Here is a 15,467-nt window from a genome sequence, read left to right as displayed (position 1 = left end):
GCCCGCCGAGCCCATCCCCCCGAAGGAGGACACCATGAATCGTTCCGCAAGCGCCGTCTGGCGTGGCACCGGCCGCGACGGCAAAGGCACGCTCACCACCCAGTCCGGCGTGCTCGACGGCGCCGCCTATGCCTTCACCACCCGCTTCGAGAACGAGAAGGGCACCAATCCGGAAGAGCTGATCGCCGCCGCCCATGCCGGCTGCTTCACCATGGCGCTGGCCTTCGCCCTGCAGCGCGAGAACCTGACCCCGAACGAACTCAAGACCGAGGCTGTGGTGACCCTCGACAAGGACGGCGCCGGCTTCAAGGTGACGAAGTCCGCCCTCACACTTGCCGCAGACGTGCCGGGCATCGACAAGGAGAAGTTCGGCGAGATCGCCAAGGGCGCCAAGGAAGGCTGCCCGATCTCGAAGCTCCTGAACGCCGAGATCACGCTCGACTGGTCGCTGGCCTGACGGGTCCTCCCGTTCACGCCGCAACACCCGCTCGCCTCGCAAAGGTTGCGCCCCGGTTACCCTCCCGGGGCGCTTTTTCGTCAAAGGCCGGGCTGGCGTTAAATCCGTCCTCATGACTCTGCGTCATGCTGGTTGGACATGCGCTTGCCCGAGAGAGGGTCCATGGCCAACGACGTGGCAGTGAATTTCCGCAAGAACCGCGGCCGGAGCGACGAGGCGGCCGAAGCCCCGGCGCGGGGCGGCGTGTCGACCCTCGTTCTGGTCGTCGGCGCGATGGCGATCGGCTTCGCCGGCTACAGCTTCGCCCCGACGAACCTCTCGCTGCCATCGGTCCCGTGGCTGTGGCGCGGTCAGACGCCTGTCGCACGCCCCGCGACGGTGGACAGCAGCCCGCGGCAGGCCTCGGTCGTCCCCGGCGTGCGCGAGGTCGGCGGCGGCGCCATAGGCCTGCCGATCGTCGGCACGGCCTCGCTGGCGCAGGTCTATTCGCCGGTCGGGCCCGTGGTGATCCGCAAGCGCGACGGCTATGTTGAGATCGACGGCCCCGGCCTTATCCCGCCCCCCATCGGTCCGCGCCGGTCGAGCCAGGCGGTCTTCGACCATGGCGCGCGGCTCGCGACGGCTCTCGGCCCCCTCGCCTACACGCCTTGCGACAGCCACCTGCGCTATCAGGCGGCGGCCAACATCAACCTCTTCATCGGCGGCTTCATGGCGCCGCGCACGCCCATCGACCCGCGGGCGGCGGCCGATACGGCCTTCTGGCGCAAGCCCGAGGCGGGCGCCGTGCGGCGCGCGGTGCTCATTCTCGCCGAGAAGGGCGCCCTCGGCCCGGCCGACTTCGGCATCGACGCCTCGCCGCAGGCGCGCGGACTGTTCGAGGGCATCACGCCGGGCCGGCCGGCCTGCGGCTGAGGGGCTCTTTGCGAACTGCCCCCTTTTCGCCGGAATCGCGGCGTGACATAGTGCATTGCATCATTGAGGCCGCGGGAGAGACTCATGCCGCCAGTCCTGATGGGAGCCGCGGTCGCGGCCGTCATGATCGCTACCTACGTCTTCGTGCGCAGGCAGTTCGCGCCGGCCCTCAGGCCCGTGCGCGCCGAGGCCCCGGTCAGGCGCCTGCGCCGTGACCCGGTGACAGGCGAGTACCGGCCGTTCTGACGGCGGTTGACCCCCTCGCACCCGGTCATTAAGGGTCGGCACCGCTCGTCGCGACAGGCCGTTCCGCAATGTCCCTCTCCGATCTTCCTCCGCACATGCGGCCCGACCGCTCGTTCCAGGGCCTGATCCTGGCGTTGCAGGGCTTCTGGGCCGACAAGGGCTGCGTCATTCTTCAGCCCTACGACATGGAGGTCGGAGCCGGCACGTCGCATCCCGGCACCATGCTGCGCTCGCTCGGCCCGAAGCCGTGGAAGGCCGCCTATGTCCAGCCCTCGCGCCGCCCGAAGGACGGCCGCTATGGCGAAAATCCCAACCGGCTGCAGCACTATTACCAGTTTCAGGTCATCCTGAAGCCCAATCCACCGAACCTGCAGGAGCTCTATCTCGGTTCGCTGGACGCCATCGGCCTCGACCACAGGGTCCATGACATCCGCTTCGTCGAGGACGATTGGGAGAACCCGACGCTCGGCGCCTGGGGCCTCGGCTGGGAATGCTGGTGCGACGGCATGGAGGTGAGCCAGTTCACCTACTTCCAGCAGGTCGCCGGCATCGAATGCGCGCCCGTCTCGGGCGAACTGACCTACGGGCTCGAGCGCCTCGCCTGCTACCTGCAGAACGTCGAGAGCATCATGGAGCTCAACTTCAACGGCCGCGAGGGCGCAGAAAAGGTCACCTACCGCGAGGTCTTCCTGCAGGCCGAACAGGAATATTCCCGCTACAATTTCGAGCACGCCGACACCGCCGCGCTGTTCCGCCGCTTCGCCGAGGCCGAGGCCGAGTGCCGGTCGCTCCTCGGCAAGGGCGAGAGCGGCGAGCGCCACCTGATGGTCCAGCCGGCCTATGACCAGTGCCTGAAAGCCGGCCACGCCTTCAACCTGCTCGATGCCCGCGGCGTCATCTCCGTCACCGAGCGGCAGAGCTACATCCTGCGGGTGCGCGAGCTGGCGAAAGCCTGCGGCGCGGCCTGGCTGAAGACCGAGGCCGGAGGCGCTGCCGCATGACCCTCACCCGTCGCACCCTTGCCGCCGCGCTGATCCTCGCCGCAGCGCCCGCCATGGCCCAGCAGGCGCCCGGCCCCGACCCGGTCGCGGCACTGCGCGCCTTCTACGCCAAGCCGGAACGCGCCCCGGTGGAGCCCTTCATGTCGCCGCGCCTGCGCCGTCTCTACGAAGCGCAGAAGCGCCGCGGCGCCACTGCCGAGGGGCCGATGCCCGGCCTCGACTTCGCCTTCGCCTGCGGCTGCCAGGACCATGACGACAACTACCAGTCCCGCAACCGCTATCGGCTCGTCTCGCGCGGCGAGAGCAAGGCGAAGGTGACGGTCACGCTGAAGATCTTCGCCGACCAGCCGGAGACGCAGGACATCACCTACGACCTCGCGCTGGTGAACGGCCGCTGGCTCATCGACGACGTCTCCGGGGCGAGCGGCGACATCGCCTGGGTGCTGTCGCAGCTCTTCCAGATGCGTGAGTGACATGCCCGACCTTCTCCTCGAACTGCTCTCCGAAGAGATCCCCGCCCGCATGCAGGCGGACGCCGCCGCCCATCTGAAGAAGGCAGTGACCGACGCCCTCGTGGCGAAGGGCTGCCTCTACGAGGGCGCCCGCACCGTCGTCACGCCGCGCCGCATCGCCTTGTCCGTGCATGGTCTGCCCGCCGCCTCGCCCGACGTCAGGGAAGAGCGCAAGGGCCCGCGCGTCGGCGCGCCGGAGGCCGCCATCCAGGGCTTCCTGAAGAGCGCCGGCCTTGCCTCCATCGACGAGGCCACCATCCAGTCGGACCCGAAGAAGGGCGACAGCTACATCGCAGTGATCAACCGGCCGGGACGCCCGACGCCGGAGGTCATCGCCGAGATCGTGCCGGAGATCATCCGCGCCTTCCCCTGGCCGAAGTCGATGCGCTGGGGCGAAGCTTCCGTCTCGACGGCGTCGCTGCGCTGGGTGCGCCCGCTGCAGTCGATCCTCTGCACCTTCGGTCCCGAGACCGAGGACCCCGAGGTCATCCCTTTCGCCGTCGATGGCATCGTCTCCGGCGACACCACGCGCGGCCACCGCTTCATGGCGCCGGCGACCTTCCGCGTCAGGCGCATGGACGACTACCTGACGAGCCTGGAAAAAGCCTTCGTCGTCGCCGACCCCGAGGAGCGCAAGCGCCGCATCCTCGCGGACGCCCGTAACCTCTGCTTCGCTCGAGGGTTCGAGCTGGTGGAGGACGAGGGCCTGGCGAACGAGGTGGCCGGGCTCGTCGAATGGCCGGTCGTGCTGATGGGCTCCTTCGAGGAGGCCTTTCTCGCCATCCCCGACGAGGTGATCCGCGCCACCATCCGCGCCAACCAGAAGTGCTTCGTGGTCCGCGACCCGAAGACCGGGCGCCTCGCCAACCGCTTCGTGCTCACCGCGAACCTCGAGGCGAGCGACGGCGGCAAGGCCATCGTCGCCGGCAACGAGCGCGTCATACGCGCCCGCCTGTCGGACGCGCTCTATTTCTGGGAGACCGACCAGAAGCCGCTGCCGGATTTCGAGACGGCGGCGGACAAGCCGCTCGACCAGCGCATGGCGAAGCTGCGCGCCCTCAACGTCGTCTTCCACGAGAAGCTCGGCACGCAAGGCGAGCGGGTCGAGCGGATCAAGGCCCTCGCCCGCCACATCGCGCCGCTGGTGTCAGCCGACCCGGACCTCGCCGAGCGCGCGGCGGAACTGGCGAAAGCCGACCTGATGACCGAGGTCGTCGGCGAGTTTCCGGAGGTGCAGGGCCTGATGGGCCGGAAATACGCGCTGCTCCAGGGCGAGCATGAAAGCGTCGCGGCGGCCATCGAGGACCACTACAAGCCGCAGGGGCCGAGCGACCGCGTGCCGACCGACAGGGTGGCCGTGGCCGTGGCGCTGGCCGACAAGCTGGACACGCTGGTGGGCTTCTGGGCGATCGACGAGAAGCCGACAGGGTCGAAGGACCCGTTCGCGCTGAGGCGCGCGGCGCTTGGCGTGATCAGGTTGGCGGAAGCAAATCGAGTGATGCTGCCGCTAACTGCGCTAATACGCGAGGCACAGATTGAACTGAAAAAGATCGAAGTCAAACGCATTGTCGGCACTGAAGAGCGAGAAATTGCAATAAAGCATCCTCGGATTATTGATGGGGAGACCAAAATCGTCCCGTTCAATTTCCCTTTTATTCAAGACAATCCATATGCATGGGTCGTCGAAAGCGCAATCAATAATGGCCTTTTCGATTCCGGGCTCACTATCGAGATTAATTTCCGGTATGGGGATAAGAAGCAGTTGGCATGGGGTGTCCCCGACCGGGAAGGCGAGCTGCAAGAGAAGTTTGACGAGATCGAGATCGCTCCAATCGCTCAAGGTTTGCCCGCCGACCTCCTCTCCTTCTTCCACGACCGCCTGAAGGTCCTGCTCCGCGACCAGGGCCAGCGCCACGACCTCGTCGATGCCGTGCTGGCCTCCGGCGAGGGCAATGACGACCTGCTGCTCGTCGTCCGTCGCGTCGAGGCGCTCGCCGCCCTGCTCGGCACCGAGGATGGCAGGAACCTCCTCGCCGGCACCAAGCGCGCCATGAACATCCTGCGCATCGAGGAGAAGAAGGACGGCCGCGCCTTTGACGGCGCACCCGACGCCGCCCTCGTCCACGACAGGGGCGAACCGGAGGAGCGGGCGCTCTTCGCCCTGCTGCAGTCGGCCAGCGCCCACGCCCGCGACCACGTGGCGCGTGAGGACTATGCCGGCGCGATGATGGCCCTCGCCGAGCTGCGGCCTGCGGTCGACGCCTTCTTCGACAAGGTGACGGTCAATGCCGAGGACCCCGCGCTGCGCGAGAACCGGCTGAAGATTCTCAATGAGTTGCGCGCCGCCACCGCCACGGTGGCCGACTTCTCGAAGATCGAGGGCTGAAGCCCTCGATCAGCGGGCGAGGCGTCGCTCCAGCAGGCCGCGCTCGGCCGGGCCGGGATTTCCGAGCCACTGGACGAAATCCTTGTGGCGCAACGCCGCCCAGGCTTGCGTGCCATCTACCGTGAAGAGAACGAAGAGCTGATTGTCAGCACAGTCATGCGGCTTGCAGACATCGGTCGACAGATAGGACCGGCCCCCTGCCGTCACCGGCTCGGCGGGGCCGGCAACACCCGGACCGCCTCCGCTGAACACATGCACCCACCGGTCGATGTTGCGGTTGCGGCGGAAGAGCCGGTCCCAGCTTTCCTTGAACACCGGCCGTCGCAGTATGTCATGGAGATAGGGCTGCGCCGGCTGGGCGAAGACCCGAGCCGGCCGGTTCGGCAGAATGACGGCCAGGGCCACGACGGCAATCAGCAGCGCGCGCCATTTCATCCGCTACAGCCCCTGCCCCTCGCGCAGCACCGCCTCCGCCTCCGGGGTCGGCCTTCCCTCGACGTCCTGCAGCACGAGGCCGGGCAGGATGGCGGTCGGCGCGCGCGAGCCCTTGGTGCCGGTGGCGATGAGCCGCACGGCGGGTGCGCCGGGCTTCGGATGGATGGGGCGCAGGGTGATGCCGCCGAAGCGGCCCTTCATGGCGGCGATCAGCGCCTCGGGCCGGTCGGCGCGATGGATCAGCGTCACCGTGCCGCCCGGACGCAGCACCGCCACCGCTGTGCGCAGGAAGCCGGCGAGCATGTCGTCGCCGCCGGAATGGGCGAGGCGCCGGGCCGCGCCCGGAGAGCCGCGATGGCGCGGCGCGTCGTGGAACGGCGGATTGGTCATCACCCGGTCGATGGCGCCGACGATGAGGCCCGCCTTTTCGCGCGGCGCCCCGCGCGTCAGCGCATCCATGACGAGGACGCGGGTGCGGTTGCCGAGGCCGTTGGCCGCGGCGTTTTGCTCGGCGAGCGCGGCAAGTTCCGGATCGATCTCGACGAGGGTGAGATAGCCGACCGGCACGCGCGCCGCGAGGCAGAAGGCCGCCGTGCCGACGCCCGAGCCGAGATCGAGCACCCGGTCGCCTGCCGCGGCCGGCACGGCGGCGGCCAGCAGCACGGCGTCGTGGCCGGCCCGGTGGCCGATGCGCGGCTGGGCCAGATGCACCCGTCCGCCGAGGACGGTGTCGGCGGTCACGTCGAGAGAGGGAGGAGCGAGAACGGTCATATGCAACTTGTTGCATGGTTCGGGTGACGAGCGAAACCCGCAAGTTCCGTTCCGGAAGGCGCGTTTGTCATGGATCAGTCGCGCGGAGATCGGCGCCCCAGCCGGCCTCGCGAATCAGCCGGCGGGCGCGATCCGCCTCGTCGGAGGGCACCAGCACGCGCAGCGGAAAGGCGGCGATCCGCGCCTCGATGGCGGAGACGTGCCGGTCGGCAACGAATACGGTGACGCCCTCCCCCTCCAGCAGCGCCTCGACGGCGCTGACCAGCACGGGATCGTGGGTGCGGATGATCTCGTCCACGACATCTCCTCTGGTCGTCGGATGACGCCGGCTGCGACCTTTCGCGAATCCGGCTCTGCTTGAGAAGACCACGCCATGCCCTTATGGTCGCCCCGACTTTCCGCCGCATCCGGCGGAGCGGCAGTGGAGCATGGCGTGGCAGTCGTCGTCCCTTTCGAGAAGGATCGCGCTTCGATCGAGGCCCTGGTCAATGCCACCCGGTCCGACATGGAACGGGTCAACGCCATGATCCTGTCGCGCACCGGCTCGGAAGTCACGATGATCCCGGAGGTGGCGAACCATCTCATCTCCTCCGGCGGCAAGCGCCTGCGCCCCATGCTCACCCTGTCGACCGCCGCCCTCTCCGGCTACCAGGGCGAGGGCCACGTGAAGCTCGCCGCGGCGGTGGAGTTCATGCACACGGCGACGCTGCTGCATGACGACGTCGTCGACGAGAGCGACATGCGCCGCGGCAAGCCGGCCGCCCGCATGGTCTGGGGCAACGAGGCGTCCGTGCTGGTCGGCGACTTCCTGCTCGGACAGGCCTTCAAGATGATGGTGGAGGTCGGCTCGCTGCGCGCCCTCGACATCCTGTCCACGGCCGCCGCCGTCATCGCCGAGGGCGAGGTGATGCAGCTCGCCGCCGCCAAGAACACCGCGACCACCGAGGACGAGTACCTCGCGGTCATCCGCGGCAAGACGGCCGAGCTCTTCGCCGCGGCCTGCGAGGTCGGCCCGGTCATCGCCGACCGCCCGAAGGCCGAACAGGCCGCCGCCCGCGCCTACGGCATGAATCTCGGCATCGCCTTCCAGCTCGTCGACGACGCCCTCGACTACGGCGGCAAGGCGCAGAAGCTCGGCAAGAATACCGGCGACGACTTCCGCGAGGGCAAGATCACCCTGCCGGTGGTGCTGGCCTTCCGGCGCGGCACCGAGGCCGAGCGCGCCTTCTGGAAGAAGGTGCTGGTCGACGGCGCCATCGCCGAGGGCGACCTCGAGACCGCCATCGGCCTCATGGCCCGCCACGGTGCGCTGGCAGACACCATCGAGCGCGCCCGCCACTATGGCGACATGGCCAAGGACGCCCTCGGCCTGTTCCCCGACTGCGCCCTGAAGGACGCCCTCGTCCAGGCGGTCGATTTCTGCATCGCCCGCGCCCACTGAGGAACCGGTCATGGAGCCGTCGACAGCCGGTGACGGCGCGCTCGTCCTGTTCTCGGGCGGCCAGGATTCGGCCACCTGCCTCGCCTGGGCGCTCGACCGCTTCCCGCAGGTGGAGACGCTCGGCTTCGATTACGGCCAGCGCCATGCCGTCGAGCTGGCCTGCCGGGAGACCATCCGCAGCGGGCTCGCCGCGCAGAACGCCAATTGGGCCACCCGCCTCGGGCCGGACCACACGCTCGACCTCGGCGTTCTCGGCGAGGTGTCTGACACGGCGCTGACGCGCGATGTCGCCATCGCCATGACCGCGGAAGGCCTGCCCAACACCTTCGTGCCGGGCCGCAACCTGGTCTTCCTCACCTTCGCCGCGGCGTTGGCCTATCGCCGCGGCCTCAGGCACATCGTCGCCGGCATGTGCGAGACCGACTATTCCGGCTATCCCGACTGCCGCGACGACACGATCAAGGCGCTGCAGGTGGCGCTGAACCTCGGCATGGACCGCCGCTTCGTGCTGCACACGCCGCTCATGTTCATCGACAAGGCCGAGACCTGGGCGATGGCGGAACGGCTCGGCGGCGCGCCGCTGGTGGAGCTGATCCGGCGGGACTCGCACTCCTGCTATCTCGGCGACCGCACGCACGACCACGACTGGGGCTTCGGCTGCGGCGCCTGCCCGGCCTGCGAACTCCGGGCGGCAGGCTGGCGGCGCTACCGGGAGGGGTGAGCGCCGGCGTTCTGGTGCCCTCGAGGCGAGTTGCACGACGGAAGTGCGTCCTTCGAGGCTCGCCTTTCAGGCTCGCACCTCAGGAAGAGGGAATTGGGAGGCCCGCATCAGGGTCGGATGAAGCGCCGAGGTTGCGGCTCCCGCAATACCGGAGTGCCAATCACCAACCTCCTCATCCTGAGGTGCGAGCCCCCGGCGATGCGCCAGCATCGTCCGGAGGCGAGCCTCGAAGGACGCAGTTGCCGGATGCAGGGCGCCTCGTCAGGCCCCCAGCATGGTCGGCTTCACCCACCAGTCCGGATGGCGGCCGGCGAGCCTCTTCCCCGCCGCGGCTGCGGCGCGGCATGTGTCGAACAGGCCGAACACCGTCGCGCCTGAACCCGACATGCGCGCAAGGCGGCAGGCTGGCTCGGCCCTGAGTTCGGCCAAGACCGCGCCGATGACCGGCGCGAGCGCAAGCGCGGGAGCCTCCAGATCGTTGCGGGAGGTCGCGAGCAGCGCGACGAGATCGTCCCGGCGCGGCGGGCCCATGGCCTCGATGACCGCGGCCGGATCGCCGCCGATGCCCGCGCCGGCCTTGAGGCCGAGCCTGCGGAAGACCTCCGGGGTCGTCACCGCCACACCCGGATTGACCAGCAGGGCGGGAAGACGCGGCAGCTTGAGCGGCGCGCCGAGGTCATGGCCCGTGCCGCGCATGAAGCGGCTCTGCGGCGCGAGGCAGACGGGCACGTCGGACCCCGTCAGGCGCGCGGCCTCCATCAGCCGCGGATCGTCCGGGGCAAGGCCGCCTGCATGGCCGAGAAGACGTAGCGCCGCAGCGGCATCCGACGACCCGCCGCCGAGCCCGGCCGCGACAGGCAGGCGCTTCACCAGCGTGAAGGTGCCTCCGGGCAGCCCCGGAACCCGTGCCGCCAGCAGGCGCGCAGCCTTGAGGATGAGATTATCGGCCACCGGCCCGGCCGCGGTCGCGGTCGCACCCCGGACGTCGAGGCGATAGCCCTCCCCGCCCGGCGCGAAGCGGACCTCGTCGCCAGCGGCGGCGAAGACGACGAGGCTCTCGAGGTCATGATAGCCGTCGTCCCGCCGTCCGCGGACGGCGAGCGTCAGGTTGACCTTGGCGGGGGCCCGCGCGACGTGAGCAGGCATCACGAGAGGGCCGGCACCAGCGTCAGTTGGGCTTCGGAGCCGGCGGCTCGCCGGTGTTGCGGGTGGTCTGCACCGGGTTGTCGGTCAGGCCGTTGGCGATCTTGTCGAGGATGCGCGGCAGGTCGTCCGGCTCCGGCTTCAGGTCGCGGGCATGGTTCCACTGGAAGCGGGCTTCCAGCTGCCGGCCGGCGCGCCAGTAGGCATCGCCCAGGTGATCGTTGATCACCGGGTCCTCGGGCTTGAGCTCGATGGCCCGCTCCAGCTCCACCACGGCTTCCTCGAAGCGGCCCATGCGGAAATAGGCCCAGCCGAGGCTGTCGACGATGTAGCCGTCCTCGGGCGTCAGCTCGACCGCCTTGCGGACATGGGCAAGGCCTTCCTCGAGGTTGATGCCCTGGTCGACCCAGGAATAGCCGAGATAGTTCAGCACCTGCGCCCGGCCCCGCGCATTGTTCTCGGGGATCAGTTCGAGCGCCTTCTTCAGGTCCGCTTCCGCCTTCGGCCACTGCTTGGTGCGCTCATAGGCGATGCCGCGGAAGTAGAAGTAGATCCAGTGCTGGGGACCGGGATCGCGGACGAGGGCGAGCGCCTTCGAATAAGTCTCGGCGGCTTCCGCAAACAATTTGCGGGAGCGCTGGATGTTGCCGAGCGCCTGCAGGGCCTCGAGGTCCTGGGGGTTCTTGGCGATGAGATCGCCGAGGGCCTTGCGGGCCTCGTCGGTCTTGTCGATCTGCTCGAGGTTCAGGGCGCGCTGGATCTGGGCGTTGCGGTAGAGCGGCGAACTCTCCGGCATGGCCTCGAAGACGGTGATCGCCCGGCGCGGCAGCTTCATGTACTCGTAGAGGTCGGCGAGCGACAGCACCGCCATGTCGAGCTGGGGGTCGAGCCAGCGGGCGAGCTGGAGATAGATCATCGCCAGGTCCTCGCCGCCCTGCCGCGACAGGGCGGAGCCGAGCCCGTAGAGCACCTCCGCCGCGCCGCCCTGCGAGGTGCGCACCAGCACCGGCAGGCTGGCGCCCGGCTCGTTCAGGCGCTGCTGGGCCGCGGCGATGATCGGGTGGTTCGGGATGACCTTGTCATAGGCGGCGAAGATCTGCTGCGCATCGGCCGCGGACTTGGCGCGGGAGGCCCAGCGGCCATAGGCGTCGACGATCCTGAGGATGGTCGGATCCTGCTTATAGGCCTCTTCGAGCCGCTTGCCGGCATCGGCGCGGCGGCCGGCGGCATCGAGGATGAGGCCGGCATGGAAATTCTTGAACAGATTGTACCAGTCGGCGCCGGTCAGCCGGTCGAGGGCGGCGATGCCGGCCTGCGGGTCGCCGGAGCCAAGATGGGTCCAGGCGATGAGCAGTGCGGAGGTGAGGTCGGCATTGGCCCGCGGCGCGGCGGTCAGATGCGTCCGCGCCATCTGGAACTGGCGGCTCTTCAGCGCGCGCATGGCGAGCGCCAGGCGCGCCAGTCGGTGACCGCGGTCGATCTGGATCAGGCGCTCGGCGAGCGGCACGGCCTCGTCGACATTGCCGTCGGCGAGGGTGGTGACGAAGGCGCGCTCGAGGATCTCGTTGTTGCGCGGGTCCTGGCGCAGGGCGGCGCGCCAGAAGACCGAGGCCGCCGCGGTATCACGCACGTTTGAAGCCAGCCGCGCGGCCAGAACGTTGCCATAGACCGACACGCGCAGCGCATCGCGGTAGGCCGGCGTCGCGCCGAGCGGCTCGAAGGTGACGGCGCGCCCCTGCGCCTGAGCGACCGGAACGAAGCCGGCGGCGAGGCCGACGGCAAGCGCAAGCGCGCGAAACGAGGTCCTGAAGGTCACAATCGCTCTCTCGTCATCCCGTGAGGGAAAATCGGCACCGCGGCGCGATCCGCGCCTTCCGGGCCGGCGAACATGGCGGCACAATGCCTGCGAACCCGTTGATCCGCAAGGCGACCATCGCCCCGGACTTGGGCAATGCCAAGGCAGGCCGGACGCGCTCCGGCGCAACTTTTCGGCATTGCGGCATGGCCCTTGACCGCCCGGGCTTGAACCGTCCCCGGTGAGCCGCTAGCACGGCCGGGGGCCGCCCGCCTCGCCTTTTACGGATGACGCACCCCATGGCCCAGCCGCCTTCCCCCGTCGACGAACTGCTGACGCTGCGCGATTTCGTCCGCTACGCCGTCTCGCGCTTCGCCCAGGCCAGGCTCACCTACGGCCACGGGACAACCACGGCGCTGGACGAGGCGGCCTTCCTGATGCTGGAAGGCCTGTCGCTGCCGATCGACGAACTCGCCCCTTGGCTGGAGGCGCGCCTGACGCGACCCGAGCGCGAGCGGCTGCTCGGGCTCATCGAGGCGCGCATCGCCACCCGCAAGCCGGCCCCCTATCTCGTCGGCAAGGCCTATATTCAGGGCATCGCCTTCCGCGTCGACGAACGCGTCATCGTACCGCGCTCCTATCTGGGCGAGATGATGATGACCGGCGCGCTGGCGCAGGGGGGCTCCGGCCCCATTCCCGATCCGTTCGAGGTCTCGCACGTGCTGGACCTCTGCACCGGCTCCGGCTGCCTCGCCATCCTCGCCGCCATGGCCTATCCGAACGCCGCCGTCGATGCGGTCGACCTGTCGAAGGAGGCGCTGGAGGTGGCGAAGCTGAACGTCGCCGACCACGACATGGCCGACCGCGTTCGCCTTCTCGCCGGCGACCTGTTCAAGCCCGTCGCCGGCCGCCGCTACGACCTCATTGTCGCCAACCCGCCCTATGTGGCTCAGGCCGAGGTCGACGCCTTCCCGGCCGAATACCGGGCCGAGCCGGTCATGGCCCATCTCGGCGGGGCGGACGGGCTCGACATCGTCCGCCGCATCCTCGCCGAAGCGGGCGATCATCTCACCACCGAGGGCGGACTCCTCTGCGAGATCGGCACCGGACGCGACATCCTGGAAGAAGAGTACGACCTGCCCTTCCTCTGGCTCGATTCGGAGGAGAGCGAGGGCGAGGTGTTCTGGCTCGCCGCCGCGGATCTGGTGGAGGAGTGAGGGCTTCTCCTCCCGCCTGATCGCTTGCGTACGGGGTTCGCCCCGTGTGCCCCTACCGCGCGAACTTCTTGTACTGGATGCGCTTCGGAATGGTCGAATCCGTGCCGAGGCGGCGCTTCTTGTCCTCCTCGTAGTCCTGGAAGTTGCCCTCGAACCACTCGACGTGGCTGTCGCCCTCGAAGGCGAGGATGTGGGTCGCGATGCGGTCGAGGAACATGCGGTCATGGCTGATGATGACGGCGCAGCCGGCATAATCCTCCAGCGCCTCCTCGAGCGCGCGCAGCGTATCGACGTCGAGGTCGTTGGTCGGCTCGTCGAGCATGAGCACGTTGGCGCCGCGCTGCAGGATCTTGGCGAGATGCACGCGGTTGCGCTCGCCGCCGGAGAGCTGCCCGACCTTCTTCTGCTGGTCGCCGCCCTTGAAGTTGAAGGCGCCGCAATAGGCGCGCGCGTTGATCTCGCGCTTACCGAGATAGAGGATCTCGTTGCCGCCGGAGATTTCCTCATAGACGGTCTTGCCATCGGCGAGCGTGTCGCGCGACTGGTCGACATAGCCGAGCTTGACGTTGTCGGCGATGATGATCTCGCCGGCATCGGGCTGTTCCTGGCCGGCGATCATGCGGAACAGGGTCGTCTTGCCGGCGCCGTTCGGGCCGATGACGCCGACGATGCCGCCCGGCGGCAGGCGGAACGACAGGTCGTCGATCAGCAGCTTGTCGCCGAAGGCCTTCGACAGGTTCTTGAACTCGATGACGTTGTTGCCGAGGCGCTCGGCGATCGGGATGATGATCTGCGCCGTGGTCGGGCCGGCCTCGGCGGCCTTCTTGACCAGATCGTCGTAGCGCTGGATGCGCGCCTTGTTCTTGGCCTGGCGCGCCTTGGGGGAGGAGCCCATCCACTCGGCCTCGCGCTGCAGCGCCTTGAGGCGCGTCTCCTCCTCGCGGCCTTCCTGCACGAGGCGCTTCTGCTTCTGCTGCAGCCAGGACGAATAATTTCCCTCGTAGGGAATGCCCTTGCCGCGGTCGAGCTCGAGAATCCAGCCGGTGACGTTGTCGAGGAAGTAGCGGTCGTGGGTGACGATCAGGATGGCGCCGGGATAGCTGCGCAGATGTCCTTCGAGCCAGGCGGTGGTCTCGGCGTCGAGGTGGTTGGTCGGCTCGTCGAGCAGCAGCACTTCCGGCTGGTCGAGCAGCAGACGGCAGAGCGCCACGCGGCGCTTCTCGCCGCCCGAGAGCTTGTCCACGGCCCAGTCATCCGGCGGGCAGATGAGCGCGTCCATGGCCTGGTCGACCTGGCTGTCGAGGTCCCACAGGCCCTGCGCCTCGATCTCGTCCTGGAGCTTCGCCATCTCGTCGGCGCTCTCGTCGGAGTAGTTCATGGCGAGTTCGTTGTAGCGGTCGAGGATCGCCTTCTTCTTGGCGACGCCGAGCATGACGTTCTCGCGGACATTGAGGCTGGTATCGAGCTGCGGCTCCTGCGGCAGGTAGCCGACGCGCACGCCCTCGGCGGCCCAGGCCTCGCCGGTATATTCCGTGTCCATCCCGGCCATGATGCGCAGCAGCGTCGACTTGCCGGCGCCGTTGACGCCGAGAACGCCGATCTTGGCGTCCGGGTAGAAGGACAGGTGGACGTTCTCCAGCACCTTCTTGCCGTTCGGGTAAGCCTTGGTCAGGCCGGACATGTGATAGGCGAACTGGCGGGCCATGGTGGACGGCGTCCTTGTGGTCTCGGGCGCGCCGGCAGGCGCAGCGCCGCATCGCAGTGGATGTCGATGGAATAGCGGCGAGATAGCCGGCCGGGGGCTTCGCCGCAAGCCGAGACGCGGAAATTTCCCGAGGTGACGTTACGACACAGTCGCGCGATAATGATCGCGGAATGTGCCCGCGAAGGCCGCAGGGCCTCGATGCACTCAGGGGGATCCGACCATGACGATCTTACGCTTCGCCGCCGCCGCGGCCCTTCTCGCCGCCACTGTCGCCAGCGCCGGCGCGCAGCAGCTCACCGGCCGCTACCAGGTCATCGGCGACAACGCCAACGGCTCGGGCTATCGCGGTGTCGCCGAGATCACCGGCACCGCCGGCGGCAACTGCGGCATCCGCTGGGCCATCCCCAACACGCCGCCGACGCAAGGGTTCTGCATGCGGCAGGGCAACGTGCTCTCCGCCGCCTATCGCCTCGGCAACGCCATCGGCCTCGTCGTCTATCGCATCGAGGAGGACGGCACGCTGAACGGCACCTGGACCATCGCGGGCCAGGAAGGCGTCGGCAAGGAACGGCTGGTGCCGCAGCGCTGACGGCCGCGAGGAAGGCTCCGTCGCCAACTGCACCGCCTCAACCGTCATGCCCGGGCTTGTCCCGGGCATCCACGGCTTGACCACCGCCCTTCGAGAATTCGTGGATGCCCGGGACAAGCCCGGGCATGACGATAGT

At 68.8% G+C, this 15,467-nt stretch carries 16 protein-coding genes; 10 read left to right on the top strand and 6 right to left on the bottom strand.

Features of this window, described 5'->3' with window-relative positions; translation table 11 throughout:
- Window positions 1-34 precede the first annotated feature (34 nt).
- From ACJ4V0_RS14880 to glyS, 6 genes are all read left to right on the top strand, one after another.
- Entirely contained in the window at window positions 35-457 is a 423-nt protein-coding gene (locus ACJ4V0_RS14880; RefSeq protein ID WP_448300375.1) for an OsmC family protein, read from the top strand.
- Window positions 458-619: 162 nt separating this feature from the next.
- The gene (locus ACJ4V0_RS14875) at window positions 620-1,369 is read left to right on the top strand and encodes a hypothetical protein (protein ID WP_448300374.1); all 750 of its coding nucleotides are present in this window, start codon (window positions 620-622) and stop codon (window positions 1,367-1,369) included.
- A gap of 84 nt (window positions 1,370-1,453) precedes the next feature.
- Entirely contained in the window at window positions 1,454-1,615 is a 162-nt protein-coding gene (locus ACJ4V0_RS14870; protein WP_448300373.1) for a hypothetical protein, read from the top strand.
- A 68-nt stretch (window positions 1,616-1,683) separates the two neighbouring features.
- A complete protein-coding gene (locus tag ACJ4V0_RS14865; protein WP_448300372.1) occupies window positions 1,684-2,616 on the top strand; it encodes a glycine--tRNA ligase subunit alpha in 933 nt (310 codons plus the stop codon).
- Window positions 2,613-3,089, top strand: a complete 477-nt coding sequence (locus tag ACJ4V0_RS14860) for a YqhG/Tai3 family protein (protein WP_448300371.1) — start codon at window positions 2,613-2,615, stop codon at window positions 3,087-3,089. Before ACJ4V0_RS14865 ends, ACJ4V0_RS14860 begins: the two co-directional genes overlap by 4 nt.
- 1 nt (window position 3,090) lies before the next feature.
- On the top strand, window positions 3,091-5,514 hold the full coding sequence (gene glyS / locus ACJ4V0_RS14855) for a glycine--tRNA ligase subunit beta (RefSeq protein WP_448300370.1): 2,424 nt from the start codon (window positions 3,091-3,093) through the stop codon (window positions 5,512-5,514).
- 9 nt (window positions 5,515-5,523) lie between these two features.
- On the opposite strand, the gene ACJ4V0_RS14850 is transcribed toward glyS, so the two are convergent.
- The 3 genes from ACJ4V0_RS14850 to ACJ4V0_RS14840 all read right to left on the bottom strand — a co-directional run bounded on the left by ACJ4V0_RS14850 (window position 5,524) and on the right by ACJ4V0_RS14840 (window position 7,018).
- Window positions 5,524-5,949 carry an Ivy family c-type lysozyme inhibitor gene (locus tag ACJ4V0_RS14850; protein ID WP_448300369.1) on the bottom strand — a complete coding sequence of 142 codons (426 nt, stop codon included), beginning with the start codon at window positions 5,947-5,949 and terminating at the stop codon, window positions 5,524-5,526.
- 3 nt (window positions 5,950-5,952) lie between these two features.
- On the bottom strand, window positions 5,953-6,720 hold the full coding sequence (locus tag ACJ4V0_RS14845; RefSeq protein ID WP_448300368.1) for a tRNA1(Val) (adenine(37)-N6)-methyltransferase: 768 nt from the start codon (window positions 6,718-6,720) through the stop codon (window positions 5,953-5,955).
- A 67-nt stretch (window positions 6,721-6,787) separates the two neighbouring features.
- Window positions 6,788-7,018 (bottom strand): putative signal transducing protein, encoded by a 231-nt coding sequence (locus ACJ4V0_RS14840; protein WP_448300367.1) that lies wholly within the window; start codon window positions 7,016-7,018, stop codon window positions 6,788-6,790.
- Window positions 7,019-7,153: 135 nt separating this feature from the next.
- Between ACJ4V0_RS14840 and ACJ4V0_RS14835 the strand changes: the two genes are divergently transcribed.
- The gene (locus ACJ4V0_RS14835; protein WP_448300366.1) at window positions 7,154-8,161 is read left to right on the top strand and encodes a polyprenyl synthetase family protein; all 1,008 of its coding nucleotides are present in this window, start codon (window positions 7,154-7,156) and stop codon (window positions 8,159-8,161) included.
- A gap of 10 nt (window positions 8,162-8,171) precedes the next feature.
- The gene (queC, locus tag ACJ4V0_RS14830; RefSeq protein ID WP_448300365.1) at window positions 8,172-8,882 is read left to right on the top strand and encodes a 7-cyano-7-deazaguanine synthase QueC; all 711 of its coding nucleotides are present in this window, start codon (window positions 8,172-8,174) and stop codon (window positions 8,880-8,882) included.
- Window positions 8,883-9,143: 261 nt separating this feature from the next.
- Here the strand turns inward: queC and ACJ4V0_RS14825 are convergent, their stop codons facing one another.
- Together ACJ4V0_RS14825 and ACJ4V0_RS14820 are read right to left on the bottom strand one after the other, a co-directional pair.
- Window positions 9,144-10,028: a 4-(cytidine 5'-diphospho)-2-C-methyl-D-erythritol kinase gene (locus tag ACJ4V0_RS14825; RefSeq protein WP_448300364.1), complete on the bottom strand. Its 885-nt coding sequence runs from the start codon at window positions 10,026-10,028 to the stop codon at window positions 9,144-9,146.
- Between the two features lie 22 nt (window positions 10,029-10,050).
- The gene (locus ACJ4V0_RS14820; protein ID WP_448300363.1) at window positions 10,051-11,841 is read right to left on the bottom strand and encodes a tetratricopeptide repeat protein; all 1,791 of its coding nucleotides are present in this window, start codon (window positions 11,839-11,841) and stop codon (window positions 10,051-10,053) included.
- A gap of 278 nt (window positions 11,842-12,119) precedes the next feature.
- On the opposite strand from ACJ4V0_RS14820, the gene prmB reads away from it, so the two are divergent.
- Window positions 12,120-13,037, top strand: a complete 918-nt coding sequence (gene prmB, locus ACJ4V0_RS14815) for a 50S ribosomal protein L3 N(5)-glutamine methyltransferase (protein ID WP_448300362.1) — start codon at window positions 12,120-12,122, stop codon at window positions 13,035-13,037.
- A 52-nt stretch (window positions 13,038-13,089) separates the two neighbouring features.
- Here the strand turns inward: prmB and ettA are convergent, their stop codons facing one another.
- Entirely contained in the window at window positions 13,090-14,742 is a 1,653-nt protein-coding gene (ettA, locus tag ACJ4V0_RS14810) for an energy-dependent translational throttle protein EttA (protein WP_448300361.1), read from the bottom strand.
- Window positions 14,743-14,962: 220 nt separating this feature from the next.
- Between ettA and ACJ4V0_RS14805 the strand changes: the two genes are divergently transcribed.
- Window positions 14,963-15,331, top strand: coding sequence for a hypothetical protein (locus tag ACJ4V0_RS14805; protein ID WP_448300360.1), 369 nt, complete (start codon window positions 14,963-14,965; stop codon window positions 15,329-15,331).
- Window positions 15,332-15,467 lie beyond the last annotated feature (136 nt).

The sequence above is a fragment of the Phreatobacter aquiterrae genome, from assembly GCF_053471285.1.
This window is presented reverse-complemented; position numbering and strand designations above follow the sequence as displayed.

Excerpts from the sequence above, each read along its gene's own strand:
- ACJ4V0_RS14870 (WP_448300373.1), top strand. The coding sequence starts at position 1,454 with ATGCCGCCAGTCCTGATGGGAGCCGCGGTCGCGGCCGTCATGATCGCT.
- queC (WP_448300365.1), top strand. The coding sequence starts at position 8,172 with ATGGAGCCGTCGACAGCCGGTGACGGCGCGCTCGTCCTGTTCTCGGGC.
- ACJ4V0_RS14805 (WP_448300360.1), top strand. The coding sequence starts at position 14,963 with ATGACGATCTTACGCTTCGCCGCCGCCGCGGCCCTTCTCGCCGCCACT.
- ACJ4V0_RS14845 (WP_448300368.1), bottom strand. The coding sequence starts at position 6,720 with ATGACCGTTCTCGCTCCTCCCTCTCTCGACGTGACCGCCGACACCGTC.
- ACJ4V0_RS14825 (WP_448300364.1), bottom strand. The coding sequence starts at position 10,028 with ATGCCTGCTCACGTCGCGCGGGCCCCCGCCAAGGTCAACCTGACGCTC.
- ettA (WP_448300361.1), bottom strand. The coding sequence starts at position 14,742 with ATGGCCCGCCAGTTCGCCTATCACATGTCCGGCCTGACCAAGGCTTAC.
- ACJ4V0_RS14865 (WP_448300372.1), top strand. The coding sequence starts at position 1,684 with ATGTCCCTCTCCGATCTTCCTCCGCACATGCGGCCCGACCGCTCGTTC.
- ACJ4V0_RS14860 (WP_448300371.1), top strand. The coding sequence starts at position 2,613 with ATGACCCTCACCCGTCGCACCCTTGCCGCCGCGCTGATCCTCGCCGCA.
- glyS (WP_448300370.1), top strand. The coding sequence starts at position 3,091 with ATGCCCGACCTTCTCCTCGAACTGCTCTCCGAAGAGATCCCCGCCCGC.
- prmB (WP_448300362.1), top strand. The coding sequence starts at position 12,120 with ATGGCCCAGCCGCCTTCCCCCGTCGACGAACTGCTGACGCTGCGCGAT.
- ACJ4V0_RS14880 (WP_448300375.1), top strand. The coding sequence starts at position 35 with ATGAATCGTTCCGCAAGCGCCGTCTGGCGTGGCACCGGCCGCGACGGC.
- ACJ4V0_RS14875 (WP_448300374.1), top strand. The coding sequence starts at position 620 with ATGGCCAACGACGTGGCAGTGAATTTCCGCAAGAACCGCGGCCGGAGC.
- ACJ4V0_RS14850 (WP_448300369.1), bottom strand. The coding sequence starts at position 5,949 with ATGAAATGGCGCGCGCTGCTGATTGCCGTCGTGGCCCTGGCCGTCATT.